General features: G+C 68.7%; 28 protein-coding genes. 24 read left to right on the top strand and 4 right to left on the bottom strand.

From position 1 onward, the window contains the following. Positions 1 to 84: 84 nt before the first annotated feature. The 15 genes from ACFQPS_RS07855 to ACFQPS_RS07925 all read left to right on the top strand — a co-directional run bounded on the left by ACFQPS_RS07855 (position 85) and on the right by ACFQPS_RS07925 (position 11,280). Positions 85 to 675: a terminase small subunit, Nu1 gene (locus ACFQPS_RS07855; protein WP_377357919.1), complete on the top strand. Its 591-nt coding sequence runs from the start codon at positions 85 to 87 to the stop codon at positions 673 to 675. Continuing rightward, the gene (locus tag ACFQPS_RS07860) at positions 590 to 2,533 is read left to right on the top strand and encodes a phage terminase large subunit family protein (protein ID WP_377357920.1); all 1,944 of its coding nucleotides are present in this window, start codon (positions 590 to 592) and stop codon (positions 2,531 to 2,533) included. The genes ACFQPS_RS07855 and ACFQPS_RS07860 overlap by 86 nt, the downstream gene beginning before the upstream one ends. Continuing rightward, positions 2,530 to 2,739 carry a phage head-tail joining protein gene (locus tag ACFQPS_RS07865; protein ID WP_377357922.1) on the top strand — a complete coding sequence of 70 codons (210 nt, stop codon included), beginning with the start codon at positions 2,530 to 2,532 and terminating at the stop codon, positions 2,737 to 2,739. Before ACFQPS_RS07860 ends, ACFQPS_RS07865 begins: the two co-directional genes overlap by 4 nt. Further along, entirely contained in the window at positions 2,739 to 4,226 is a 1,488-nt protein-coding gene (locus ACFQPS_RS07870) for a phage portal protein (RefSeq protein WP_377357923.1), read from the top strand. Before ACFQPS_RS07865 ends, ACFQPS_RS07870 begins: the two co-directional genes overlap by 1 nt. 6 nt (positions 4,227 to 4,232) lie before the next feature. Then, positions 4,233 to 6,164 (top strand): prohead protease/major capsid protein fusion protein, encoded by a 1,932-nt coding sequence (locus ACFQPS_RS07875; protein WP_377357925.1) that lies wholly within the window; start codon positions 4,233 to 4,235, stop codon positions 6,162 to 6,164. A gap of 3 nt (positions 6,165 to 6,167) precedes the next feature. Further along, entirely contained in the window at positions 6,168 to 6,656 is a 489-nt protein-coding gene (locus ACFQPS_RS07880; protein ID WP_377357927.1) for an N-acetylmuramoyl-L-alanine amidase, read from the top strand. 11 nt (positions 6,657 to 6,667) lie between these two features. Further along, positions 6,668 to 6,841, top strand: a complete 174-nt coding sequence (locus ACFQPS_RS07885) for a hypothetical protein (protein ID WP_173012807.1) — start codon at positions 6,668 to 6,670, stop codon at positions 6,839 to 6,841. Between the two features lie 26 nt (positions 6,842 to 6,867). Further along, on the top strand, positions 6,868 to 7,206 hold the full coding sequence (locus tag ACFQPS_RS07890) for a DUF2190 family protein (protein WP_377357928.1): 339 nt from the start codon (positions 6,868 to 6,870) through the stop codon (positions 7,204 to 7,206). A 12-nt stretch (positions 7,207 to 7,218) separates the two neighbouring features. Then, positions 7,219 to 8,019 (top strand): head-tail joining protein, encoded by an 801-nt coding sequence (locus ACFQPS_RS07895; RefSeq protein WP_377357930.1) that lies wholly within the window; start codon positions 7,219 to 7,221, stop codon positions 8,017 to 8,019. A 12-nt stretch (positions 8,020 to 8,031) separates the two neighbouring features. After that, entirely contained in the window at positions 8,032 to 8,493 is a 462-nt protein-coding gene (locus ACFQPS_RS07900; RefSeq protein ID WP_377357931.1) for a capsid cement protein, read from the top strand. A 6-nt stretch (positions 8,494 to 8,499) separates the two neighbouring features. Continuing rightward, positions 8,500 to 9,150 carry a DUF6441 family protein gene (locus tag ACFQPS_RS07905; protein ID WP_377357933.1) on the top strand — a complete coding sequence of 217 codons (651 nt, stop codon included), beginning with the start codon at positions 8,500 to 8,502 and terminating at the stop codon, positions 9,148 to 9,150. Positions 9,151 to 9,153: 3 nt separating this feature from the next. Beyond that, on the top strand, positions 9,154 to 9,603 hold the full coding sequence (locus tag ACFQPS_RS07910) for an acyl-CoA transferase (protein ID WP_377357935.1): 450 nt from the start codon (positions 9,154 to 9,156) through the stop codon (positions 9,601 to 9,603). 17 nt (positions 9,604 to 9,620) lie between these two features. Continuing rightward, positions 9,621 to 10,556, top strand: a complete 936-nt coding sequence (locus tag ACFQPS_RS07915) for a phage tail tube protein (protein WP_377357937.1) — start codon at positions 9,621 to 9,623, stop codon at positions 10,554 to 10,556. A gap of 14 nt (positions 10,557 to 10,570) precedes the next feature. Next, positions 10,571 to 10,930 carry a hypothetical protein gene (locus tag ACFQPS_RS07920; RefSeq protein ID WP_377357939.1) on the top strand — a complete coding sequence of 120 codons (360 nt, stop codon included), beginning with the start codon at positions 10,571 to 10,573 and terminating at the stop codon, positions 10,928 to 10,930. Positions 10,931 to 11,136: 206 nt separating this feature from the next. Then, positions 11,137 to 11,280 (top strand): DUF7697 family protein, encoded by a 144-nt coding sequence (locus ACFQPS_RS07925; protein WP_465269615.1) that lies wholly within the window; start codon positions 11,137 to 11,139, stop codon positions 11,278 to 11,280. Between the two features lie 6 nt (positions 11,281 to 11,286). On the opposite strand, the gene ACFQPS_RS07930 is transcribed toward ACFQPS_RS07925, so the two are convergent. From ACFQPS_RS07930 to ACFQPS_RS07945, 4 genes are all read right to left on the bottom strand, one after another. Then, a complete protein-coding gene (locus ACFQPS_RS07930) occupies positions 11,287 to 11,661 on the bottom strand; it encodes a type II toxin-antitoxin system RelE/ParE family toxin (protein ID WP_377357942.1) in 375 nt (124 codons plus the stop codon). Further along, the gene (locus ACFQPS_RS07935) at positions 11,658 to 11,960 is read right to left on the bottom strand and encodes a type II toxin-antitoxin system ParD family antitoxin (protein ID WP_153206695.1); all 303 of its coding nucleotides are present in this window, start codon (positions 11,958 to 11,960) and stop codon (positions 11,658 to 11,660) included. The genes ACFQPS_RS07930 and ACFQPS_RS07935 overlap by 4 nt, the downstream gene beginning before the upstream one ends. A 114-nt stretch (positions 11,961 to 12,074) precedes the next feature. Further along, positions 12,075 to 12,605 (bottom strand): GNAT family N-acetyltransferase, encoded by a 531-nt coding sequence (locus ACFQPS_RS07940; protein ID WP_377357945.1) that lies wholly within the window; start codon positions 12,603 to 12,605, stop codon positions 12,075 to 12,077. Further along, positions 12,602 to 12,880 carry a type II toxin-antitoxin system TacA family antitoxin gene (locus ACFQPS_RS07945; RefSeq protein ID WP_153206696.1) on the bottom strand — a complete coding sequence of 93 codons (279 nt, stop codon included), beginning with the start codon at positions 12,878 to 12,880 and terminating at the stop codon, positions 12,602 to 12,604. Before ACFQPS_RS07945 ends, ACFQPS_RS07940 begins: the two co-directional genes overlap by 4 nt. Positions 12,881 to 12,958: 78 nt before the next feature. Between ACFQPS_RS07945 and ACFQPS_RS07950 the strand changes: the two genes are divergently transcribed. The 9 genes from ACFQPS_RS07950 (at position 12,959) to ACFQPS_RS07990 (ending at position 22,243) form a co-directional block, all read left to right on the top strand. After that, entirely contained in the window at positions 12,959 to 15,631 is a 2,673-nt protein-coding gene (locus ACFQPS_RS07950; protein WP_377357947.1) for a phage tail tape measure C-terminal domain-containing protein, read from the top strand. Then, positions 15,628 to 16,224 (top strand): hypothetical protein, encoded by a 597-nt coding sequence (locus ACFQPS_RS07955; protein WP_377357949.1) that lies wholly within the window; start codon positions 15,628 to 15,630, stop codon positions 16,222 to 16,224. The genes ACFQPS_RS07950 and ACFQPS_RS07955 overlap by 4 nt, the downstream gene beginning before the upstream one ends. Further along, entirely contained in the window at positions 16,224 to 16,904 is a 681-nt protein-coding gene (locus ACFQPS_RS07960; protein ID WP_377357951.1) for a cupin domain-containing protein, read from the top strand. The genes ACFQPS_RS07955 and ACFQPS_RS07960 overlap by 1 nt, the downstream gene beginning before the upstream one ends. After that, on the top strand, positions 16,901 to 17,470 hold the full coding sequence (locus ACFQPS_RS07965) for a hypothetical protein (RefSeq protein WP_377357952.1): 570 nt from the start codon (positions 16,901 to 16,903) through the stop codon (positions 17,468 to 17,470). Before ACFQPS_RS07960 ends, ACFQPS_RS07965 begins: the two co-directional genes overlap by 4 nt. Further along, positions 17,467 to 17,886: a DUF6950 family protein gene (locus ACFQPS_RS07970; RefSeq protein WP_377357953.1), complete on the top strand. Its 420-nt coding sequence runs from the start codon at positions 17,467 to 17,469 to the stop codon at positions 17,884 to 17,886. Before ACFQPS_RS07965 ends, ACFQPS_RS07970 begins: the two co-directional genes overlap by 4 nt. Then, on the top strand, positions 17,886 to 19,295 hold the full coding sequence (locus ACFQPS_RS07975; RefSeq protein WP_377357955.1) for a phage tail protein: 1,410 nt from the start codon (positions 17,886 to 17,888) through the stop codon (positions 19,293 to 19,295). The genes ACFQPS_RS07970 and ACFQPS_RS07975 overlap by 1 nt, the downstream gene beginning before the upstream one ends. Positions 19,296 to 19,299: 4 nt before the next feature. Next, positions 19,300 to 20,457, top strand: a complete 1,158-nt coding sequence (locus tag ACFQPS_RS07980; protein WP_377357956.1) for a phage tail fiber repeat family protein — start codon at positions 19,300 to 19,302, stop codon at positions 20,455 to 20,457. A 2-nt stretch (positions 20,458 to 20,459) separates the two neighbouring features. After that, complete coding sequence (locus tag ACFQPS_RS07985; protein WP_377357958.1) at positions 20,460 to 21,887, top strand: pectate lyase family protein; 1,428 nt, start codon at positions 20,460 to 20,462, stop codon at positions 21,885 to 21,887. An 83-nt stretch (positions 21,888 to 21,970) separates the two neighbouring features. Continuing rightward, entirely contained in the window at positions 21,971 to 22,243 is a 273-nt protein-coding gene (locus ACFQPS_RS07990; RefSeq protein ID WP_377357960.1) for a hypothetical protein, read from the top strand. Position 22,244: the final 1 nt, after the last annotated feature.

A 22,244-nucleotide genomic window follows, 5' to 3' on the forward strand; every position in this document is an offset into this window, starting at 1 on the left:
CCAGTCATCGCGCTGTCCGGCACCCGAGCCAAGCGATTACCGCTCTGATTTGATTGCTGTTTCAGCCAACGAAGGACGATGCCCATGGCCGGCAACGGGCAGCCGCTGGCGGTGATCGCCAAGCTGCTCGATCTGTCGGAACGCCGGGTCCAGCAGCTCAGCCGCGAAGGCGTGATCCCCAAGGCCGAGCGGGGTGCCTATGATCTCGTGGGTGCCGTGCGCGGCTATGTCCGCTACCTGCGTGATCTGGCGCAGAAGGCACAGGGCGGCGTCGCCGACCTGCCCACCGAACGTACCCGACTGGTCAAGGCCAAGGCCGACCTTGCCGAACTGGACGCGCAGCAACGGCGCGGCGATCTGGTGCCAGTGGCAGAGACGGCACTGGCCTGGGCGGCGGTGACGGCCCGGTTGCGCGCCCGCCTGATCACCCTGCCGGACAAGCTGGCCCCCCTGGTCCATGATGCCGCAAACCCCGCCGCCGTCCGCGTCCTTCTCCGGTCGGCGATCGTCGACGCGCTCGCCGAACTCGCGGCGACGCCGGTCGCCGTCGCCGCTGCGCCTGACCGGGCATCCGGGGCTGGCGAAGCTGGTGACTACGGCGTTGCAGATGCTGACGCCGCCGCCGGACCTGACGGTGAGCCAATGGGCGGACGCCAACCGCCGGCTGAGTTCTGAGGCCAGCGCCGAACCGGGCCGCTGGTCCACCGCGCGGGCCGAATACCAGCGCGGCATCATGGATGCCGTCTCCGACCCGGATATCGAAACCGTGGTGGTGATGTCCTCGGCCCAGGTCGGCAAGACGGAGGTGCTGAACAACACGGTCGGCTACCACATCGACCAGGACCCGGCGCCGATCATGGTGGTGATGCCCACCGAGCGCGATGCCGAGACCTGGTCGAAGGACCGCTTCGCGCCGATGGCCCGCGACACGCCGTGCCTCGCCGGACGGATCGCCGATCCCAAGTCGCGCGACGGCTCCAACAAGATCCTGCACAAGCGCTTCGCCGGCGGCCACCTGACCATCGTCGGCGCCAACGCGCCCTCCGGGCTGGCCAGCCGGCCGATCCGCATCCTGCTCTGCGACGAGGTCGACCGCTATCCGGTCAGCGCCGGGGCGGAAGGCGATCCGGTCAAGCTGGCGCGCAAACGCACGGTGACGTTCTGGAACCGCAAGATCGTGCTGGTCTCCACCCCGACCCTGAAGGGGGCGAGCCGGATCGAAACGGCGTTCGAGGAAAGCGACCGTCGCCGCTTCTGGGTGCCGTGCCCGGATTGCGGCCAGCATCAGGTGCTGACCTGGGGGCAAGTGCGCTGGGACAGCGACCCGGAACCCCGGCCGGATAGCGCCCGCTATGTCTGCATCCACTGCGCTTCCGTCTGGGGCGATGCCCGGCGCTGGCAGGCGATTGCGAAAGGCGAGTGGCGGGCAGAGACGCCGTTCGCCGGCATTGCCGGCTTTCACCTGAATGAGATCTATTCCACCTGGGTTCGGCTGGCCGACATGGTGCGGACTTTCCTGTCGGCCAAGGCCGCCGGCGATGAGGCGATGAAGACCTTCGTCAACACCTCGCTGGGGGAGACCTGGCAGGAAAGCGGTGAAGCCCCGGACTGGCAGCTTCTCTATGAACGGCGCGGCGGCTACCGCTTCGGCACTGTGCCCACCGGTGGCCTGTTCCTGACCGCCGGGGCCGATGTGCAGAAGGACCGCATTGAGGTGTCGGTCTGGGCCTGGGGCCGCGGACTGACCAGCTGGCTGGTGGACCACATCGTCATTGAAGGTGGGCCCGAGCGGGCGGAAGCCTGGGCGGCGTTGACGCTGCTGCTGGGCCGGACATGGCAGCACGCCCATGGCAGCCGGCTGGGGCTGGCGCGGCTGGCCATCGACACCGGCTATGAGGCCCCGGCGGTCTATGCCTGGGCACGCTCGGTCGGCTTCGCGCAGGTGGCGCCGGTCAAGGGCGTGGAGGGCTTCAACCGCGCGGCACCGGTGGTCGGCCCGTCCTATGTCGACGCCACAGAGAATGGCCGCAAGGTGCGGCGCGGGGCGCGGCTGTGGACGGTGGCGGTGGCCACCTTCAAGAGCGAGACCTACCGTTTCCTGCGGCTGGCCCGGCCGACGGACGAGGATTTCGCCGCCGGCATCACCGTGCCCGCCGGCAGCCTCCACCTGCCGCAGGGGGTGGAGGCCGAATGGGTCAAGCAGCTGGTGGCCGAGCAGCTGGTCACGGTGAAGACCAAGCGCGGATTCACCAAGCTGGACTGGCAGAAGCTGCGCGAACGCAATGAGGCGCTGGACTGCCGGGTCTATGCCCGCGCCGCCGCCTGGATCGCCGGCATCGACCGCTGGGCCGAGACGAAGTGGCGGGATCTGGAGGATCAGGTCGGTCCGGCACCCGACGCCAGTGCAACCGCGACCCCGATCATGCCGGACGCCGGTTGGCCGACCGCCGGTCACCTTCAACGCCCCACCACACCGGGGGAGAAACGCCGGGGCGGCTGGTTGGGTGGACGCAATCAGGGATGGTTGGGATGAACTGGACCCAGGGGGAACTGGACGCGCTGCGCCGCGCCTACGCCGCCGGCACGCTGCGCGTCAGCTATGACGGCCGCAGCGTCGATTACGGCTCCGCCGCCGACCTGCTTTCGCGCATCCGCACCATCGAACGGGAGATGGCGGCCGCCACGCCGGCCCAGCCGCCGGTGGCGGGCCTTGCCGGCTTCCGCCGTGGGGACCGCTGATGGCCGGGCTCTGGCTCGACCGCGCCCTGGGGCTGGTGGCGCCGCAGGCGGCCCTGCGCCGGGTGCTGGCCCGGCAGAGCCTCGACCGGCTGACCCGCGGCTATGACGGCGCCGCCAAGGGCCGCCGCACCGATGGCTGGCGCGCCCCGGGCAGTTCGGCCGATGCCGAGATCGCGGTGGCCGGGGCGCTGCTGCGCGACCGGATGCGCGATCTGGTGCGCAACAACCCGCACGCCGCCAAGGCGGTGTCGGTGCTGGTCAACAACATCGTCGGGTCCGGCATCATGCCGCGCGCCGCCTCGGGCGACGACAGGTTGGATAAGGCGACCGACGCCCTGTGGCAGGAGTGGTCAGAACGGTGCGATGCCGACGGGCAGTTGGATTTCTATGGGCTGCAAACCCTGGCCTGCCGCCAGATGGTGGAGGCGGGTGAGGTGCTGCTGCGCCGCCGGCCCCGACGCGCGGCTGACGGGTTGCCGGTACCGCTCCAGATCCAACTGGTCGAGGCCGACCTGCTGGATGCCGGGCGCAATGGTGACCTTGCCGATGGCGGCCGGATCGTTCAGGGCATTGAGTTCGACCCGCTGGGAAGGCGGCGGGCCTATTGGCTCTACGCCCTGCATCCGGGCGACGCCATGGTCAGCCTGCGCCGCCGGCTGGACAGCGCCGCCGTGCCCGCCGCCGAGGTGGCGCATATCTACGAGAAGCAGCGCGCCCAGGTACGCGGCGTGCCCTGGGGCACCCCGGTGATGCGGGCGCTGCGCGATCTGGACGACTGGACCCAGGCCGAACTGGTGCGCAAGAAGACCGAGGCCTGCGTGGTTGGCATCGTGCTGGGGGCCGACGAGGCCGAACAGGGCATCGCCCCCTCGGTGGTCGACGCCGACGGACACCGGGTGGAGCAGTTCGAGCCCGGCCTGATCGCCTATGCCCGCGGCGGCAAGGATATCCGCTTCAACCAGCCCGCCACCACGGCGGGCGTGGCGGAATGGCTGCGGGCGCAGTTGCACATCGTCGCCGCCGGCTTCCGCATGCCCTACGAGCTGCTGACCGGCGACCTGTCCCAGGTGAACTATTCCAGCATCCGCGCCGGGCTGGTGGAATTCCGCCGCCTGATCGAGGCGGCGCAATGGCAACTGGTGATCCCCATGCTGTGCCAGCCGGTCTGGGACTGGTTCACCACCCAGGCCTGGGCGGCAGGCCGGCTGCCGCGCCCGGACATTCCGGTTGAATGGTCGCCGCCGCGCTTTGAGGCGGTGGACCCGTTGAAGGACGCCATGGCCGACCTGCTGGCCATGCGCTCCGGCACCATGACGCTGGCCCAGGCAATCTCCCGCCAGGGCCATAATCCCGAAGCGGTGCTGACCGAGATTGCCGCCATGAACGCCCGCCTGGACGCGCTCGGCCTTGTGCTGGACAGCGACCCGCGACGGGTGACCAAGACCGGCACCATCCAGGCCGGTGAGACTGTTTCCAACCAGGACTGACCCATCATGCACGGCACCCTTGACCTGCCGGCCCTGCGCCGCGCGGCTGACCTTGTGCTGGCCAGCTTCGACGAGGCCGACCGTTCGGTGGAACTGGTCTGGTCCACCGGCGCGCGGGTGCGCCGCCAGCCGCTGTTCGGGGAGCCCTTCGACGAGGAACTGAGCCTCGACCCCGCCCATGTCCGGCTGGAACGGCTGAATGGCGGGGCACCGCTGCTGAAGGTCCATGACATGGGCACGCTTGATGCGGTGATCGGCTCAGTGGTGCCGGGTAGCGCCCGCATCGAGAACGGCCGCGGCGTCGCCCGCGTGCGCTTCAGCGACCGGGCGGAGGTGGAGCCGATCCTGGCCGATATCCGCGCCGGCCATCTGCGTGCCGTCTCCATCGGCTATCAGGTCCACCGTTTCGAGGTCTCGCGCCCGGCAGCAGGACCTGAACTGTGGCGGGCGGTGGACTGGACGCCGTTCGAGATTTCCGCCGTGCCGGTGGGGGCCGACCCCGCTGCCGGCTTTCGCAGCGCCGAACCCCTGTCGCCCTGCGTCCTGGTTCGCCGCGACGCCGCTTCTTCTCCAACGAGGATTGCCATGGATGAAACGCAGACCCCGCCGGCGGGGACGGATGCCACGCCACCGCCGGCCCCCGATACCGATGCCTTGGTGGCCCGTGCGCAGGCAGCAGAACGCGAGCGGGTGGGCACCATCCACGCGCTTGCCGGGCGGTTGGGGCTGGAATGCGGCTTTGCTGACGATCTGGTCCAGCGCGGCACCGGCCTGGACGAGGCGCGCCGGCTGATCCTGGACAAGGTGGCGGAGGCGTCGGACCGCACCCGCATTTTCCCGCAGGTGACCGTCCCGCTGGGTGGCAAGGACGAACGGCTGTTGCGGCGCGAGGCGGTAAGTGCGGCCCTGCTGCATCGCTACAGCCCGACCCTGTTCCCGCTGACCGACCATGCCCGCGAGTATCGCGGCCTTAGCCTGCTGGAACTGGCCCGCGAGTTCCTGACCCAGGCCGGGGTGGCCGTGCGCGGCCTGTCGCGCGACGAGATCGCCACCCGCGCCCTGCATTCCACCTCCGACTTCCCCGAGGTGCTGTCCGCCGTCACCGCCAAGACCCTGCGCCAAGCCTACGAGGTCTATCCACGCACCTTCACGCCCTTCTGCCGGCAGGTGCTGGCCACCGATTTCAAGGCCATGCACCGGGTCCAGATCGGTGAGGCGCCGCAATTGCTGAAGGTCAATGAGGGTGGCGAGTTCCAGCGCGGCACCATTGGTGAGAGCAAGGAAAGCTACCGCATCGAGACCTATGGCCGCGTGGTGGCGATCACCCGGCAGGTGCTGATCAATGACGATCTCGACGCCTTCACCCGTATTCCGGCCATGTACGGCACCGCCATCGCCACCCTGGAAAGCGACGTGGTCTGGGGCATCCTGACCGCCAACGCCGCCATGGCCGATGGCAAGGCGCTGTTCCATGCCGACCACAAGAACCTTGCCGGCACGGCGGCATCCCCGACTGTCACCGCCATCGGCGACGCCCGCGCGGCGATGGCCAAGCAGACCGGGCTGGACAAGAAGACCGTGCTGAACATCCGGCCATCCTTCCTGATCGTGCCGGCGGCGCTGGAACTGACCGCCGAGCAACTGGTGGCGCAGAACCTGACGCCGGCCAAGACCAGCGACATCGTTCCCGCCTCCATCCGCACCCTGACGCCCATCGCCGAGCCCCGGCTGGATGCCGCCAGCGCCACCGCCTGGTATCTGGCGGCCAACCCGGCCCAGATCGACACGCTGGAATACGCCTATCTGGAGGGGCAGCAGGGCGCCTATATCGAAACCCGCAACGGCTTCGATGTGGACGGGGTGGAGATCAAGTGCCGGCTGGATTTCGGGGCCAAGGCCATCGACTGGCGCGGCCTCTACAAGAATGCCGGGGCCTGAGCCATGACGGACCCTTTTCCCATCCTCAGCCGTCCTGGCGCAGCGGTGCCCTTCACCGCGCCAAAGCGGCCGGTGCATGTGGTCTTCATCCATTGCAGTGCCAGCGACCATGCTGTTCATGATGATGCGGCGGTGATCGACCAATGGCACCGCCAGCGTGGCTGGCGCGGCATCGGCTATCACTTCTTCATCCGCGGCGATGGCACGATCCAGCGCGGCCGCCCGCTGGAGCAAATCCCGGCTGCCCAGGAAGGCCATAATAGCGGCTCCATCGCCATCTGCCTGCACGGCTTCAAGACCTTTGCACCGGCGCAGTTCGATGCCCTGCGGCGGCTGGCCGACGCGATGGACACAGCCTATGCCAGCCAGGGAAAACGCCTGCGCTGGCGTGGGCACCGCGAGGTTGCCGCCAAGCTCTGCCCCAATTTCGACTATCGCGCCGTCCTTGGCCTGGATGAGGGCGGCTTCCGGTCCGCTTGCCCGTCGACCTGAAGGAACATCCCATGCGCTATCTGATCGAACGCCTGCGTGAGCGCAGCACCTGGCTTGGTCTCACCACGCTGCTGACGGCGCTGGGGGCCAGCATCGATCCAGGCTGTCTGGATCACATCGCCACCGCCGGTGCCGCTGCCGCCGGCCTGATCCTCGCCCTCATGCCGGACCGGCCCCGCCGCTGATCGCGCATCCGCAAGGAAGATCATCCATGAAGAACTACGTTCAACCCGGCAACACAATCACCCTGACCGCCCCCTATGCCGTGATCTCGGGAGAGGGGATGCTGGTTGGCAGCTTGTTCGGCATTGCCATCACCAGTGCGGCCATGGGCGAACCGGTCGAAGCGGTGCTTGTCGGAATCTTCGACCTGAAAAAGACGCCGTCGCAGGCCTGGAGCGTCGGTGACAAGCTTTATTGGGACAATGCAGCACGGGAGGTCACCGAGACCGCCACCGGCAACAGCCTGATCGGCGCCGCCATCGCCACCGTCGGCAACGGGGCCGGTGAGACCGTTGGCCGGGTCCGGCTGAATGGCACTGCCGTTTGATATCAGCCGGTCATGGCTGATCCGTTCCAGGCCGCACTTGCTCCGGTCTTTGCCATCCTGGGCACGCCGGCCACCTATATCGGGATCGGCGGTTCCACGGTTCTGCTGCGCGTCATTGCCCGCCGCAATGATCTTGTCACCGGCTTTGGTGGTGGCGATCTGGTCTCCGATGGGGCCGTGTTCGAGCTGCGCGCCGCGGACCTGACCGCCGCCGGTATCCGCCCCTGGGCTGGCGACCGGCTGCTGGTCGGGGACGACCTGTTCGAAGTCCAGGGCGCCCCGGTGCGCCGCGACCCCGCGCGGATGGTCTGGACCCTGGAGACGGTGCAGATCCCGGCACCGACCAGCTACCCGCAATTCGATCCGCCGACAATATCCGGCGGGGCGGTGGAAACGGTGCTCGGCCCCAACGCCCCGCCCGGCGTGTGGACCGGCACCTATGTGACCGCCGCCCAGGTGGCGCTGGCGGTGGGGCAGATCGTCCATGTCAACGCTGCCGGTCGGCTGGTGCCCTGCTGCGCCGATGCCGCTGCCACCGCCGATCCTGCGGGGGTGGTGCTGATCGGCGCACCAGCGGGGGAGCCTGCCCGTTGGGCCACCGAACGGCCGGTGGAGCGCGCCGACTGGTCTGCCCTGCTGGAGAGCGGGGCGCCCGCCCTGGTGCCCGGCACCGACTATTTCCTCTCCGCCCGGATCGCGGGCGGCCTGACCGATATGCCGCCATCCGCGCCCGGATGGTGGGTGGTTCCCGTCGGCTTTGCCGTGGCGCCGACGGTGCTGCATGTCCAGCCCGGCACCCCCATCCAGCTTTGAGGATCACGCCCCATGCCGTCCTACCGCCCGCTCGTCCTGATCAATGGCCGCATCCAGCAACTGCCGCTCAACGGCACGCTGGATGCCAGGGTGCAGGAGGTCGATGCCATCGAACTCCAGGCCAAGGAGGCCATCACCGCTGCCGGCATGGCCGTCTACAGCAATGCCGGCTTCCAATGCATGTTGGCCGATGCCGACGATGATACGAAGGCCGAGGTGATCGGTCTGGCCCTGACCAGCGCCGCGCTCGACGCCTATGTCACTGTGCTGACCGATGGCGTCATCGAGGTGACCGACTGGACCGATGCCGCCGGCAGCGCCACCCTGACGCCGGGCACCACCTATTATCTGAGCGGCACCGCCGGCGTGCTGACCGCCACGCCGCCCACCACCGGCAATGTCGTCTATATCGGTCGGGCACTGACGCCGACGCGGCTGGAAATCAGCCTGGAACGGCCGGTGAAGCTGGCGTAACCGTCCATGCGCCTTGCCGCTGCGATCGAAGGCCGTCTTGCTGAGATGCTGGCGGCCGACCTCGCAGCGGCGGAGCGCGCCGTCACCGCCGGGTTGCGGGAGGCCAGCGGCGGGTTGAAGACCGAACTGCGCGGCCAGATCACCGGGGCCGGTCTCGGCCAGCGGCTGGCCAGAACCTGGCGCAGTGAAATCTATCCCAAGGGCGGTCGCAGCATCCGCGCCGCCGGTTTGGTCTGGAGCAAAGCCCCCGACATTGTCGGGCTTTACGAGGAGGGCGCGGTGATCCGCTCCCGCCATGGCCTGTTCCTGGCCATCCCAACCCAGGCCGCCGGTCGCTATGGCGATGGCGGCCAGAAGATCACGCCGGGCGGCTGGGAACGGCGCACCGGCCTGATCCTGCGGCTGATCTATCGCCGCCGCGGCCCGTCCTTGCTGGTGGCAGACAATGCCCGCATCAGCAAACGCGGGCTGGCGACAGCCAACCGGGGGCGGCGGGGTGATGCCGGTTTCACCCGGCTGGCCGGGCGCACCACGGTGCCGGTCTTCATCCTGGTGCCGCAGGTGCGTGTGAAAAAGCGTCTGGACGTGGCTGGGGCTGCCCGAGCCTGGCAGGGCCGGTTGCCCAGTCTGATCCTGCGTCATTGGAAGGAACTCTGACCCATGCCAAGCATCCGGGAAGCGGCCTTGTCCGCCCTGCTGGCGCGGCTTGTCGCCGTACCGGACGCCGTGGCGGGGCGGGAGATTGCGGTGCCCGAGCGCATCCCACCCGGCGGCCTGCTGATCCTGCGCGATGGTGAGCCGGGCGTGCCGGACATAACCCTGTCACCGCTGCTCCACCATTATGACCACACCGCCGAGATCGAGGTATTGGTCCAGGCTGCCGACCCGCCGCTGGGCCGCTCCGGCCCCGGACGGGCCCGCGCCCTGGACGATCTGTTGCGGGTGCTGGCGGCGTCACTGGCGGCCGACCGCACGCTGGGCGGCTCGGTCGAATGGCTAACCTGGGGCGCACCGGAAACCGAGGACATTGCTGTTGCCGGCGGGGCCGCCATCAAGGTCGCGCGCGTGCCGGTGACGCTCACCTACACCACGCCCGATCCGCTGACCTGATCCCGGAGAACCCGACCATGGCCCGTGCCACCGGTGCCCACGCGCAGTTGCTGGGTGCGTTCGAAGCCGCCTATGGCACCGCGCCCGGCGGCAATTTCCACATGCTGCCCTTTGTCAGTTGCGACATCGGCAGCCAGCAGCCGCTGGAGGCCTCCGACGTGCTGGGGTTGGGGCGTGACCCGGCCCCGCCATCGCGTGATGTCATCACCGCGGAGGGCCAGATCACCGTCCCGGTGGACCTGCGCAGCATCGGTTTCTGGTTGAAGGGGCTGTTCGGGCCGCCGGTCACCACCGGCACCGGCCCTTACAGCCATGTCTACACATCCGGGGCCGATACGCTGCCCAGCCTAGCGCTGGAAGTCGGCCACCCGCAGGTACCGCGCTATTTCCTGAACCTTGGTTGTCTGGTCAACAGCCTGAACCTGGGTTGGGCGCCATCGGGCAAGGCCAATGCCACCCTGGCCCTGATCGCACAGGGGGAGACGGATGCCGCCACCTCGTCCGGCGGCACGCCCACCACACAGGGTTTGCAGCGGTTCCACCAGTTCCAGGGGCGCATCCGCAAAGACGGGGCGGCGCTCGGCAACATCACCGCCGCGGAACTCACCTATGCCAACAATCTCGACCCGGTCCGCGTCATCCGCGACGACGGCAAGATCGAAGGCGCCGACCTGGGCGTCGCCGCCTGCACCGGCAACCTCGCCGCGCGCTTCGCCGACATGGTGCTGTTGGACGCCGCCACCGACGGCACCGCCATGGCGCTGGAGTTCGCCTGGGTGATCGATGCCGACCGGTCCCTGACCATCTCCCTGCCATCGGTCTACCTGCCCAAGCCGCGCATCCCGATTTCCGGCCCCGCCGGCATCGAGGCCCGCTTCGACTGGCAGGCTGCCAAGCCCGACAATGGGGCTTTCGTCACCGTCACCCTGAAGAACGACATTGCCAGCTACTGACCGGAGTGCCCACCATGATCCGCCTCGACTTGGCCCGTGAGCCGTTCTGGCTCGACCTCGGGATAGGAGTGCGTCTGCACCTGCGTCCCTGCACTACGGCGTTGGTGCTGGCCGCCCGCCAGGCCGTGCGTGATGCGGACATGACCGACGATCCGCCGGACCTCGTACAGGGGAGGCGCACCGCCACCTTCCTGAAGGCGATGGGGCGGCTGGCCATCCTTGGCTGGGAAGGGGTGGGCGATGCCGACGGAACCCCGGTCGAGCCGACCCCGACCGGCATCGACGCCCTGCTCGACCTACACCCGGTGGCCGACGCCTTCAGCCTGCGCTATCTGGGGCCGGTGGCGCTGCTGGAACAGGAAAAAAACGTCTGAAGGCCCGCGCCGGGTGGCACTTCGGCGGCGGGCCACAATACTGCGCGAACTGTGCGGCTGCCGACCTGCCCTGTGCCGAGGGGCGGCCGGGGCCACATGGGCAGCGTTGCCCCTATGATGAGCACGCCCCGCAGACGGTCGAGGGTTGGCAGGTCTGGGATCTCGCGCTGGCCTGCGCCGGGCAGCTTCGGATCGCACCGAGCGGGGTGGTGCTCGGCTTCGATCATGCCGCCGTGCTGGAGATCGCGACAGCGCTCGAGATGCCAGTTGCAGCCGTGGCCATCCTGTTGCCGGCGATGGAGGCAGCCCTGGTGGACGCGGCGAACGCCGAACGGAAGCAGGACGCCTGACAAGCGTTACGGCTCACCCATCTGATCTTCGGTCGCGGGAAGATGTCGGCTGATATCCATCGATTCGTGCAGCAGGCGCAGGACGTCGATGGTCCGTTCATCTGTGTTCGGCGTGATGCGGAACAGGATGAAGTGCCGTCCCTTGTTGCCCTTCCGCGCCACATGCAGCGTCAGGAGGCCCGGCCCAATCTCATCCCGACGTCTGACCCCGATGATCGTTGGACCCGTAACCAATGCTTCGAGAGCCGCACTCAGGACTCTTGCGTAGGTACTCGCCTGCGGGCGGCCGAACCTGTCTGCCGTCCAGCGCAGGATCTTCTGAAAATCCCGCTCTGCCGCTGCCGACAGGCGAACCGTCCAGATCGTGCTGTCGGACGTCATGACCGGTCCCGAACACCCGCCTCATCGCCGAGTACGCTTTCGGCCAATCCGGTCAGATGCCTCCCCAGGGCGTCGGCCGAGGTGAAGGACCGGAACCGGCCCTCCTCGATGTCGGCAATCCCCAAGCGGGCCGCTTCACGCAGGGCGTCCAGCCGGGCGCGATCCTCCGCTTCCCGGTCTTCGACCAGCCGCAGTCCCTCGCGGAGGACTTCGCTGGCGTTCTGGTAGCGACCGGACAATACGAGCCGTTCGATCAATTCGGCCTGATGGTCGGTGAGAACCACATTGCGGGTCGGCATGGTCCGCCTCCGGAATGAACACACTATTGGCATAATATGCCAATGATCGCCACCCGATCAAGGCCAGCCCACGTCTCCAGGCACCTTCCATGTCAGGACCGTCCCCGAAACGGGTCAGGACGGAAGCTGATCTTTCAACACGGCCTGAATGGTGGCGAGCGACAAGACCAGGGACAGCGGTGTGTCGAGCAGCCGCAACGCCCCGAAAGTTTCATACCATGCGGCGGCGCGCTCATCCTTGGCATCGATGAGCAGGGCCACACCGCCGACCTGCTGGGAGACGGCGAGGCATCGCCGGCCCGCCGCCAACAGCAACTGTCTGCCCAGACCACGTCCGGCGAGGTCGCGGTCAACAGCCAAACGACCGAGGCGGAAGACACCGATGTCATAACGCCCAAGTCCCCGGCGTACATCGTCCGTGACACGGGCGAACTCGATCGAAGCCGGGCTCACCGTGTAGAATCCAAGGATGCGGGAGGGTGCATCGGCGCTGACGGCGACAAAGCACTTGGCCCCGCCGCTTTCATGGTTCTGGCGGGCGAAGCGGCGCAGATAGTCGTTCAGCACCGGGGTGCCGCAATCGAAGCCGGCCCGGTCATGATGCCGGGCGATCGCCTCCTCATGCCAAATTGGTAAAACCGTCACTTGTCGTTGCGCGCCAGTGCCCGCGCTGCCTCGAGCAGACGGGCGTTGGGCGGCGGCGGATTGTCCAACAGGTCAAGAACCCGCAGGCTGTCGCGCTCGCTCAACCGCAACCGCTCGGCACGGTCAATCGCCTCACGGGCGGCCGGAAGGGCGCTGCGCAGGATGAAACCGGTCACGTCGGTATGCTCAAGGGCAGCGGCGCGCGCCAGCATCGCCTTTTCCGCCGGGTCCACCCGCAACTCGATCCGCCCTGTTTCAGAGATTGTCCGTGCCATGATGCGGCCCCCCATGCTGACCCCATATGTACGGAATGAATCCGTACCCGACAAGATCAATTCTGCCTCTGTCCAACCATGACCGACCGTACCATAGCCGTGCGCCTTGCCGCCATCGGCGGCGACCGGGTGCGGGCGGAGCTGCGCGAGGTTGGCACCACCGGCGAACGTGCCCTTCAGCGTATTGAGCAGGCATCCCAGCCGGCGTCGCGGGCGCTTCAGGCGGTCGATGCCGCCGCCGGTGAAGTTCGGGGTGAGGCGGAAGCCATGGCCGGGCGGCTGGGACCGGCCGGTGCGGCGCTGGCCGCCCTGGGGCCGGTGGGGCTGGCGGCAGCGGCGGCCATGGGCGTGCTCTCCATCGGCATCACCGAGGGGCTGAAGGCTGCGGGCGAGGCCGAACAGTCGCTGCGCCGTCTGGAGGCGGTGCTGAAAGCCACCGGCTATTCCGCCGGCCTGACGGGCGAACAGATCGCCGCGTTTGCCGATGGGCAGGAGGAAGCCACGCTTGCCAGCGCGGAGGCGGTGCAGGATGCGGCATCCGTGCTGGCCACCTTCCGTTCCGTGGCCGGCGAAAGCTTCACCCGCGCCTTGACCCTGGCCGGCGACATGGCGGCGGTGTTCGGCGGCGACCTGTCGTCGGCGGCCATGCAGCTTGGCAAGGCGCTGGAAGACCCTGTGGAAGGGTTGAGTGCGTTGCGGCGGGTCGGCGTCAGCTTCACCGGCAGTCAGGCGGAGGTGATCCGCAGCCTTGTGGAGACCGGTCAGGTGGCCGGTGCGCAACGGATCATCCTGGATGCGCTGGAACAACAGGTGGGTGGTGCAGCCAAGGCCGAGGCCGGTGGTGTCACCGGGGCCGCCAATCGCCTGTCCGATGCCTGGGGCAAGATGCTGGAGGAGGTCGGCAAGACCCCAGCCGTTGCCGGGCCAGCCGAGGCGGTGCTGGACCTGCTGGCCAGGGCCGCCAATGGTTGGGCCAACATCCTCCAGGGCAGGCCCATCGACCAGCGCATCGTCGCCCTGAACCGCCAGTTGGTGGAAGCGCAGGATCGGGCGGCGGAGATTCAGGCTATCGTCGATGCCTCCAACGGCCGGTTCGGCCAGCGCCGGTTGGCCGACGCCCGCGCCGATGTCGCCCGCCTGGAAGCAGAACTGGACTCGCTGATCACCGAGGCCCGCCAGCAGGCCGACAAAGCCGATGCCGACCAGCGACAGGCCGACGAAGGCCGCGCCCGCGCCGAGGCTGAACGCCGGGCTGAGATCATTGCCGAGTGGCGTCGCAAGCTCGACGACGGGCTGGGCCAACTGGCCAATGATCCGGCCGAGCGCCTCGCCCGCGTCAATGCTGAACTCGACCGCACCCGGCAGGCTCTGGAAGCCCTGCGCAGCCCCGACGGCAGCAATGCCGATGCTGTCAACAGCGCCCTGGCCAAGGCCGAGGAACTGGCGCGGCGGCGCATCACCCAGATCGAACAGCCCGAGCGCGACCGGGCGGCCCGTGAGCAGGACGCGGAAACCAAGCGGCGGCAGGCGGCGATGGATGCCATCGACGGCCAGATTGCCGCCCTGGCGCGGGAACGGGATGCGGTCGCCCTGTCGGCGCGTGAGCGGGCCATCCAGACCGAATTGCTGCACGCCGAAGAAACCGCACGGCGCGGCGGTATCGCCTTGACCGACGCGCAGCGGGAGGCGATCCGTGCGGAAGTCGGCGCCAATTACGATGCTGCCGCCGCGACGGCGGAGCGTAACCGGCTGATGGAGGAAGGAGCGCGGCTGACCGACAGCCTGCTCGACCCGACCGAACGCTATCAGGCGGAACTGGCGCGGCTCCAGGCCCTGCTGGAGGCGGGCGCCATCACCTGGGAGACGTACAGCAAAGCTCTGGAACGGGCGGCACAGGCCGATCCAGAGACGCAGAAGCGTAACCGCCTGCTTGAACAGGGGGCGTGGCTGACCGAACGGCTGCTGTCTCCGACGCAGGAATATGCCGCCGCCATCGCCAAATTGAACGAGTTGCAGGCTGCCGGCGCTATCACCTCCGAAACACGGGCGCTGGCCGAGGAGCAGGCTGCCGACCGGCTGCTGGCCGCCAGCCGTCGCTGGCAGGACGGTGCCATCCGGGGCCTAGAAGACTACGCCGATGCGGCCAGCAATGCCGCCGCCCAGGTTGAAGATGTGATCAGCAGCGCCTTTGGCCGGCTGGAAGACGCCCTGGTTGATCTGGTCACACGCCAGAAGCTGAGCATTGCCGACCTGCTGAATGCGATCGCGGCCGATTTCGCCCGGATGATGATCCGCATGTCCATCACCGCCCCTCTGGCCCAGGCGGCATCCAGCGCCCTGGCCGGGATCTTCCATGGTGGCGGCATGGCGGGTGGTGCCGCACCGGCGCGGGTGGTGTCGCCGGCGGCGTTCCTGGCAGCCCCACGTCTGCATAGCGGCACCATGCCCTGGCTGGCAGCGGACGAAATCCCCGCCATCCTGCAACGCGGCGAAATCGTGCTGAACCGGGCGCAGTCCGCCGCCATGGTGGCGGGCGGCACCCGCAGCGAAGCCGGGACTGGCGGGCCGGTCTATATGATCCAGGTCGATGCCCGGGGTGCCGATGATCCCGAAACAGTGACAGCGCGGGTTGAGGCGGCATTGGATCAGGCACTGGCCGTCCGCCTGCCGGGCGTGGTCAAGGCGGCCGCCAGCGTTGCCCGGTCGCAGGTGGCCGATGAATGGAGCCGCCGCGGAGGGCGTCTGGGGTGAGCGATCTTGTCTGGCCCCTGGATCTGCGGCCAGCCAGCCAGGAATTCTACATCCAGACGCTCAGCACCGTTTGGGCCAGCCCCTATACCGGGCAGAACCAGGTGCTGGAGCGTGATGGTGCCCGTTGGGTCAGTCGCCTGACCTTCCAGCGTGGCGATCCGGTGGCTCGGCAGGTCGATGCCCTGATCGCATCTCTGCGCGGTCCCGCCGGCACCGTGCTGGTGCCCGACTGGCGGACCCTGGCTGCGCGTGGGACCCTGACAGGAACGCCGCAATTGGCGGGCGGCAGCGGACGCAGCCTGACCGTGACCGGCTTTGCCCCCGGGGCAACTGGCGTGCTGCTGCCCGGCGACCTGATCCAGACCTCACCCGGTCGCGCCCATCTGGTCACCGGCACCGTCACTGCTGGCCTGGATGGCAACGCCCTGGTGCCGGTGGAACCGCGTCTGCGCGAACCGGTGGCGATCGGTCCGCTAGTCACCACGGCCTGCCGGGTGCGGATGCGCCTGTCCTCTGACGATGCCGGGCGCAACCCGACCCGCCCGCCGCGGCGTAGCGAATGGTCGCTGGAACTGTTCGAGGTGCTGGCATGATGCCGGACTGGCCAGCCGACATTCATCCCGTTGCTGTGGCCTTCTGGTTCCAGCCGGTGACGGTGCAGAGCGCCTCACCACTGACCCGCCAGACCCTGGTTCTGGAGCGGGAAGGTTCCCGCTGGGTGGCGGAGGTGACGGTGGATCTGTTTGGCGCTGATGCCGCCCGTTTCGGGGCGTGGCTGGCCGCCTGTCGCGGCCCCGTCGCCTCGTTCCGTGTGCCGCTCTGGCTGCATGACGGGGCCACCGGTTCGCTGCGGTCGATGGACGAGTATGCCGCCGCCATCGGTATCACCCGCTTCAGTGATGGCACCGACTTCGACGATGGTGCCGGCTTCATCGAGGGAACCGGCCAACCCCACATCACCGGCGGCGTCGCGGCACGGCTGGCCGTGGCCGGTTTCGCGCCATGGACAGAAGGGGTGTTGAGACCGGGCGATGCCGTCTCCGTCCCACCCGGCACTGTGCATCTGCTGGTCCAGACCGGGCGCACCGACATTGACGGCCGGATGATCGTCACCATCCGTCCCCCTCTGCGCAGCCCCATCGGCCGCGCGCCCCTGGCGACCGATGGGCTGACCTTGCAGATGCGGCTGGCGGACGACGAGGCGGGCCGGGGACGCACCCGCCCGCCGGCCCGGACCCGTTGGAATTTGAACCTTGTGGAGGATCTGGCGTGACCCAACGCCTCAGCGCCGCCTTGGCGGCGGAGACGGCGCAGCCGGTGGTCCGGCCGGTGCTTCTGGCCCTGTTCGACTTTGCCGGCGGTGCCGTGCGCGCCTGGTCAGGTGTGGGCGATCTGGTCTGGGAGGGGCAGAGCTGGGTTGGTGTTGGCAGCTTCGGCGCGGTCGGGCCGATTGAGGAAACCACGGAGGTGCGGGCGACGGGTGCGCGCTTCCAACTGTCCGGCGTGCCCTCCGGTCTGCTGAACGAGGTGGTTGGCGTCAGCGTCCAGGGCCGCCGGGCCCGGCTGTGGCTGGCTTTCATGGCGGAAGATTGGGGTGGCTTCATCGAGGCACCGGTGCTGTTGTTCGATGGGCGGATGGACATGGTGGAGGTCACCGATGGTGGCCGCATCGCCACCATTGCCCTGGCCGCGGAAAACCGCCTGCGTGATCTGGAACGCCCCCGGCTGCGCCGCTACACCAGCCAGGACCAGCAGTCAGACTATCCAGGCGATTTGGGCTTCGACTTCGTGCCCGAGCTTCAGGAACTGGAAATCCGCTGGGGGGCACCCGCGACATGACCCGCTTGCGCGACTGGCCGGAACGGCTTGACCGGCTGGTGGAGGACGCGCGGCACAACACCTTCACCTGGGGGCTGTTCGACTGCTGCCTGTTCGCTGCCGATGCCGTGTCCGCCGTCACCGGCATCGACCCCGCTGCATCATGGCGCGGCGCCTACGCTGACGCCCGAACAGCCACCCGCCTGTTGGCGCGGAGGGGAGGTCTGGAAGCAATGGCTGCCGACATCGCCCGCCGTCACGGCTGGCCCGGAGTTCCCCCGGCATTCCTCGGCAGGGGGGACGTCGCCCTGGTACGGCTGGAGGAGGACCGCCACGCACTCGCCGTCTGCCTGGGTGCTGCCCTGGTGCTGCCGGCGCAGCGCGGTCTGGCCGCCCGGGACCGCACCCATGCGCTGTCCGGGTGGAGGATCGGCTGATGCCCCCGGCCATCATTGCGGTCGGTGCCGCGGTGGCCGGTTCGGCGGCGGCTGCCGCTGTGGGCGGCGGGCTGATCGGGGCCCTGGTCGGGGCCACGGTCACGGTTGGCGTCTCCTATCTCGGCAACCGCGTCATCGGCACCCCGAAACCCAGCCAGACCATGCTGGATGCTGCTGGCCGCACCCAGATGCTGGTGCAGCCGGTGACCAGCCATCGCATCGTCTATGGCGAGGTCCGCACGGGTGGCCCGCTGGTCTTTGCCCACACCCGCACTGATGGCGGCAGTAAGCTCGACATTCTGCATCTGGTCGTCGTCCATGCGGCGCACGAGGTGGAGAACCTGGGTACGGTCTGGTTCGGTGACACCGCCATTGCACTGGACGGTAATGGGGCGGCCACTGCCGCTCCCTTGGCCGGCAAGGTCCATGTCTGGAGCCATGCTGGCCATCCGGATCAGGGGGCCGATGGGGTGCTGGTGGCGGAAGCGGGCGGGCGCTGGACCCATAACCATCGGCTGCGCGGGCGTGCCTATACCCATCTGCGTCTGCGTTACGACCAGGAGGCGTTTGCCAGCGGCATTCCCAATCTCAGCCGGCTGGTGCGGGGCCGGAAACTCTGGGATCCGCGCGACGGTGCCACTCGCTGGTCGGCTAACGCCGCGCTATGCATCCTCGATTATCTGATGGCGCCCTGGGGGCTGGCCGCCGGCCCGGACGAGATCGAGGTCACCGGCTGGATCGCCCAGGCCAATATCTGCGACGAACAGGTCGCCACCCTGACCGGCAGTGAACCACGATACACCTGCAACGGCGTGCTCGATCTGGCCGGGCGACCGCTGGACAATCTGGAATCCCTGCTGACCAGTTGTGCCGGGCGGTTGAGCTTCACCGGTGGGAAGTGGCGGCTGGCGGTGGGGGCGTGGCAGCCGCCGACCGTCATCCTGGGGGAGAACGAGCTGCGGGCGCCGGTATCCTATCGGCCCTGGCGCTCACGGCGCGATCTGGTCAATATCGTGCGCGGGGCCTTCACCAGCCCGGCGCAAAACTGGCAGCCGACTGACTATCCGCCGGTGGCGGACGCCGCCTCCATCACCGCCGATGATGGCGAGGCGGCGCTGGCCCTCGATCTGCCCTTCACCACCTCGCACACCATGGCGCAGCGCATCGCCCGCATCGCGCTGCGCCAGAACCGCCGCCAGAAGAGCTTGGACTGGCCCGCCAATCTGGCCGGCCTGCGGCTGGCGGCAGGCTATCCGGTGGCGGTGTCCTTGGGGCGTCTCGGGCTCGCCGGTACGCCGTTCCGGGTGGAGACCTGGCGGCTGACCGAAGAGATGGGCGTCGATCTGGCGCTGGCCGAGGATGCCGCCGACGTTTACGCCCACGATCCCTCCTGGCTGAAACCCATGTAGCCCCATGCGCGATGCCCGCTTCATCCTGCCCGGCGTTCGCGCCGCCCTGGACGGCAAGGCGCCGGCTGACCACAGCCACAGTCTTGACGATGTGACGGGACTGTCCACGGCGCTGGACGGCAAGGCACCGACCACCCACACCCACGCCCTGGCCGACCTGCCAGTGGCCGATCCAGGGGAGAGCAATCCCACAAAGCTGGTGCGCGCCGACGATCCCCGGCTGTCGGCGGGCAGTGGGGCTGGCGCATTGGCCGCCCAGCGCAATCTGGTGGTCAATGGCTGTGCCCGCGTTTCCCATCGCCCGGCAGCGGCGTTGGCGGCCACCTGGCAACCGGGGGAGGTTGACCTCTGGCAGGTCCGTGCCGATGGCAGCCCCAGTGCCGGCACGGTGAAGCGCGCCACCGGCGTGTTCAGCCTGTCGCCATCCGGTGCCGCCTGCCTGGTCCAGGGCGCTACCCTCGGCAGCGGTGGCGCCATCCATTGGCGCCTGCGTCTGGAGGCGGCGGATGCCTTGTGGTTACGTCACAGCCCGGCGGTGCTGTCGGCGCGCGCCTATCATGATTGCGGGCAGACCATCGTCTGGACCCTGACACTGTCCCGTGCCGGCAGCCCGGATAGCTTCACCAGCGTCAGCACCATCGCCAACACCACCATCAGCGTCCCCCATGACAGCAACACGAACCTCGTGCTGGCCGTGCCCGACATGGGAGCCTGTGAAACAGGGCTGCAAATCACCATCACCGCCGCCTGCGGGGCGGTGTCCGGCCGATGGTTCTACCTGGGTGCCGTCCAGTTGGAGGCGGGCAGTGCGGCGACGGATTTCGACCTGCGCCCCATCGCCCTGGAAACGGCCCTGGTCCACCGCCAGCTTCGGCCGATCGCCACCGCCGTCGGCCGGGCCAATTCCGGTAACAACATCCAGCTCTCGGTGAGCCATCCGGGGCTGCGGGCGACGCCCGAATATCAGGCAACGACCCCCCTCACCATCACCGACATGGTCACCGCCAACTTCACGCAAGCCTCCGGTGGGATCGGCACCATCCACGAGCGGACCGCCGACGGGGGACGCTTCGATCTTGGCACCTTCGCCGGCCTCACCAGCGGCACGCCGGTGGTGCTGACCAGCCTCGGCGGGCGGCTGCTCGCCAGCGCGGAACTCTGACCATGCCCGCCGCCATCGACGACGTGCTGATCCCCGGCCAGCCGGTGGACAAGCAGCGCCTGCGCGACTATCTGCGCGGCCGGGAGATCGCCGTGCCGCAGAGCTACGGCGGCATCCCCGATGGTGTTTCCGACTGCTCCGACGCCATCGACACCGCACTGGCCGCCGCGCCCACGGTGCTGTTGGTGCCGGGGATCTATCGCGTGTCCCGCCCGGTTGTGCTGGGCTACGGCCAGACCTTGATGGGGGTGGGGGAAGGCTCCGTCCTCCAGGCCCGTCCCGATCCATTCGACGGGGCGGCCCCGGTCTACAGCCAGACCGGCTGGAACGCGGTCGAGGTGGTGGATGGTTATGCGGCCATCCGCAATCTGCGCATCGTCGGCGGGGCCAGTGGCATCAAGCTGTTTGGCCGCGACGGACCGTGCGTCAAGACGGTGGTGGAGAATGTCTCGATCTGGGATGCAGTGATCGGCATCGTGCTGGACGGGTACGATAATCCTGACCGGCCCTGCTATTGGAACCACATCGCCCGCACCCTGGTCGCCCGACCGCAACTGCATGGCGTGCTGCTGACCGTGAATTCCGCCGGCGACACGCCCAACGCCAACAAGTTCCACGACATCCGGGTCTATTCCCTGGCTGCCCCCATGTCCGGCTGCGGGTTTTTCATCTCGGCCGGGCGCTTCAACAATAGCTTCGTCGACTGCGAAGCCAACCTGCATCCGGGGGCGGAGGCCTGCTTACGGCTCGGCTTTGCCACCGACCAGAACCTGATCGTCAACTTCTATGCCGAGAGCCTGGGCCCGGTCCCCGGCATCCGCATCGACGGTGGATCGCAGAACACGGCCATCCTGAACCTGTTCTCCGCCACCGGCGGCGCGCCGATCTGGGATACCACCGGGGCCGGCCGCTACACCGCCTTCAACGCCGGCCATCCGGTGAAGAACCACCTGAAGCGCACCGAACTGACCGAGGCGCGCATCGGGCGGCTGGAACTGGAGACGGCCTTCACCGAAGGCATGGCCAGTGTCACCCTCGATCCGGCACGGGCCGTCCACCTGGTCAGCGCCTGGACCGGGCCGGTCACCGCCGACCTGCCCGACCCGCACCCACTCAACGGTGTGGTGCTGGTGGTCAAGAAAAGCGACAGCGGCCCCCACGCCGTGACCGTCACGCAAGCCGGCGGCCGTGGTCCCGACGCCGACCCGGTCCGGCTCGGCCGGCGCGGTGATCATGTGGCCGTCGTCTCCAATGGCGCGGCCTGGCACATCATCGCCGCCCGCTACGACCGCCCAGCCGCCGTCTGGCCCAATCCTTCCGGCAGTGCCTTCACCCGCAGCCTGCACGCCGATGGCTCCGCCCTGGAAGACGTCCGCGCCGTGCTGCGCGCCCTAATCCTGGATCTGAAGACCGCCGGGATACTGTCCTGAGCCTCCGACCCGAAGGAGACCCGCCCATGACCACCGCCGAATGAGCCCTGCTGGTTGCCATCGTCGCCCGCGCCGCCGCCATCATGGCGGCGCTGCTGAGCCTCGTCGCCTGGGGCACCACCAAGGTCGCCGTCATCGAGGGCCGCATCGGCACCCTGGAACGCGCCGTCGACAACGACATCGCTTCTGAACCCCGCGTTGCGGCCGCTTGCCTGCCGGTTGTCGAGTATAGCCGCGACTTCCAGGCGCGTGCAGCCGACGAGCTCGATCTGCTGCCGGAGGGATCGGCTATCGCCGAACTGCTCGCCGACTACAGCGTCATGCGGGATCAGGCTCGGAGGGCGTGCAATGGGTGAA

It is taken from the genome of Rhodocista pekingensis, from assembly GCF_042665545.1.
GTDB lineage: Bacteria > Pseudomonadota > Alphaproteobacteria > Azospirillales > Azospirillaceae > Rhodocista > Rhodocista pekingensis.

Excerpts from the sequence above, each read along its gene's own strand:
- ACFQPS_RS07855 (WP_377357919.1), top strand. The coding sequence starts at position 85 with ATGGCCGGCAACGGGCAGCCGCTGGCGGTGATCGCCAAGCTGCTCGAT.
- ACFQPS_RS07865 (WP_377357922.1), top strand. The coding sequence starts at position 2,530 with ATGAACTGGACCCAGGGGGAACTGGACGCGCTGCGCCGCGCCTACGCC.
- ACFQPS_RS07870 (WP_377357923.1), top strand. The coding sequence starts at position 2,739 with ATGGCCGGGCTCTGGCTCGACCGCGCCCTGGGGCTGGTGGCGCCGCAG.
- ACFQPS_RS07875 (WP_377357925.1), top strand. The coding sequence starts at position 4,233 with ATGCACGGCACCCTTGACCTGCCGGCCCTGCGCCGCGCGGCTGACCTT.
- ACFQPS_RS07880 (WP_377357927.1), top strand. The coding sequence starts at position 6,168 with ATGACGGACCCTTTTCCCATCCTCAGCCGTCCTGGCGCAGCGGTGCCC.
- ACFQPS_RS07885 (WP_173012807.1), top strand. The coding sequence starts at position 6,668 with ATGCGCTATCTGATCGAACGCCTGCGTGAGCGCAGCACCTGGCTTGGT.
- ACFQPS_RS07890 (WP_377357928.1), top strand. The coding sequence starts at position 6,868 with ATGAAGAACTACGTTCAACCCGGCAACACAATCACCCTGACCGCCCCC.
- ACFQPS_RS07895 (WP_377357930.1), top strand. The coding sequence starts at position 7,219 with ATGGCTGATCCGTTCCAGGCCGCACTTGCTCCGGTCTTTGCCATCCTG.
- ACFQPS_RS07900 (WP_377357931.1), top strand. The coding sequence starts at position 8,032 with ATGCCGTCCTACCGCCCGCTCGTCCTGATCAATGGCCGCATCCAGCAA.
- ACFQPS_RS07905 (WP_377357933.1), top strand. The coding sequence starts at position 8,500 with ATGCGCCTTGCCGCTGCGATCGAAGGCCGTCTTGCTGAGATGCTGGCG.
- ACFQPS_RS07910 (WP_377357935.1), top strand. The coding sequence starts at position 9,154 with ATGCCAAGCATCCGGGAAGCGGCCTTGTCCGCCCTGCTGGCGCGGCTT.
- ACFQPS_RS07915 (WP_377357937.1), top strand. The coding sequence starts at position 9,621 with ATGGCCCGTGCCACCGGTGCCCACGCGCAGTTGCTGGGTGCGTTCGAA.
- ACFQPS_RS07920 (WP_377357939.1), top strand. The coding sequence starts at position 10,571 with ATGATCCGCCTCGACTTGGCCCGTGAGCCGTTCTGGCTCGACCTCGGG.
- ACFQPS_RS07930 (WP_377357942.1), bottom strand. The coding sequence starts at position 11,661 with ATGACGTCCGACAGCACGATCTGGACGGTTCGCCTGTCGGCAGCGGCA.
- ACFQPS_RS07935 (WP_153206695.1), bottom strand. The coding sequence starts at position 11,960 with ATGCCGACCCGCAATGTGGTTCTCACCGACCATCAGGCCGAATTGATC.
- ACFQPS_RS07945 (WP_153206696.1), bottom strand. The coding sequence starts at position 12,880 with ATGGCACGGACAATCTCTGAAACAGGGCGGATCGAGTTGCGGGTGGAC.
- ACFQPS_RS07950 (WP_377357947.1), top strand. The coding sequence starts at position 12,959 with ATGACCGACCGTACCATAGCCGTGCGCCTTGCCGCCATCGGCGGCGAC.
- ACFQPS_RS07960 (WP_377357951.1), top strand. The coding sequence starts at position 16,224 with ATGCCGGACTGGCCAGCCGACATTCATCCCGTTGCTGTGGCCTTCTGG.
- ACFQPS_RS07970 (WP_377357953.1), top strand. The coding sequence starts at position 17,467 with ATGACCCGCTTGCGCGACTGGCCGGAACGGCTTGACCGGCTGGTGGAG.
- ACFQPS_RS07975 (WP_377357955.1), top strand. The coding sequence starts at position 17,886 with ATGCCCCCGGCCATCATTGCGGTCGGTGCCGCGGTGGCCGGTTCGGCG.
- ACFQPS_RS07980 (WP_377357956.1), top strand. The coding sequence starts at position 19,300 with ATGCGCGATGCCCGCTTCATCCTGCCCGGCGTTCGCGCCGCCCTGGAC.
- ACFQPS_RS07985 (WP_377357958.1), top strand. The coding sequence starts at position 20,460 with ATGCCCGCCGCCATCGACGACGTGCTGATCCCCGGCCAGCCGGTGGAC.
- ACFQPS_RS07990 (WP_377357960.1), top strand. The coding sequence starts at position 21,971 with ATGGCGGCGCTGCTGAGCCTCGTCGCCTGGGGCACCACCAAGGTCGCC.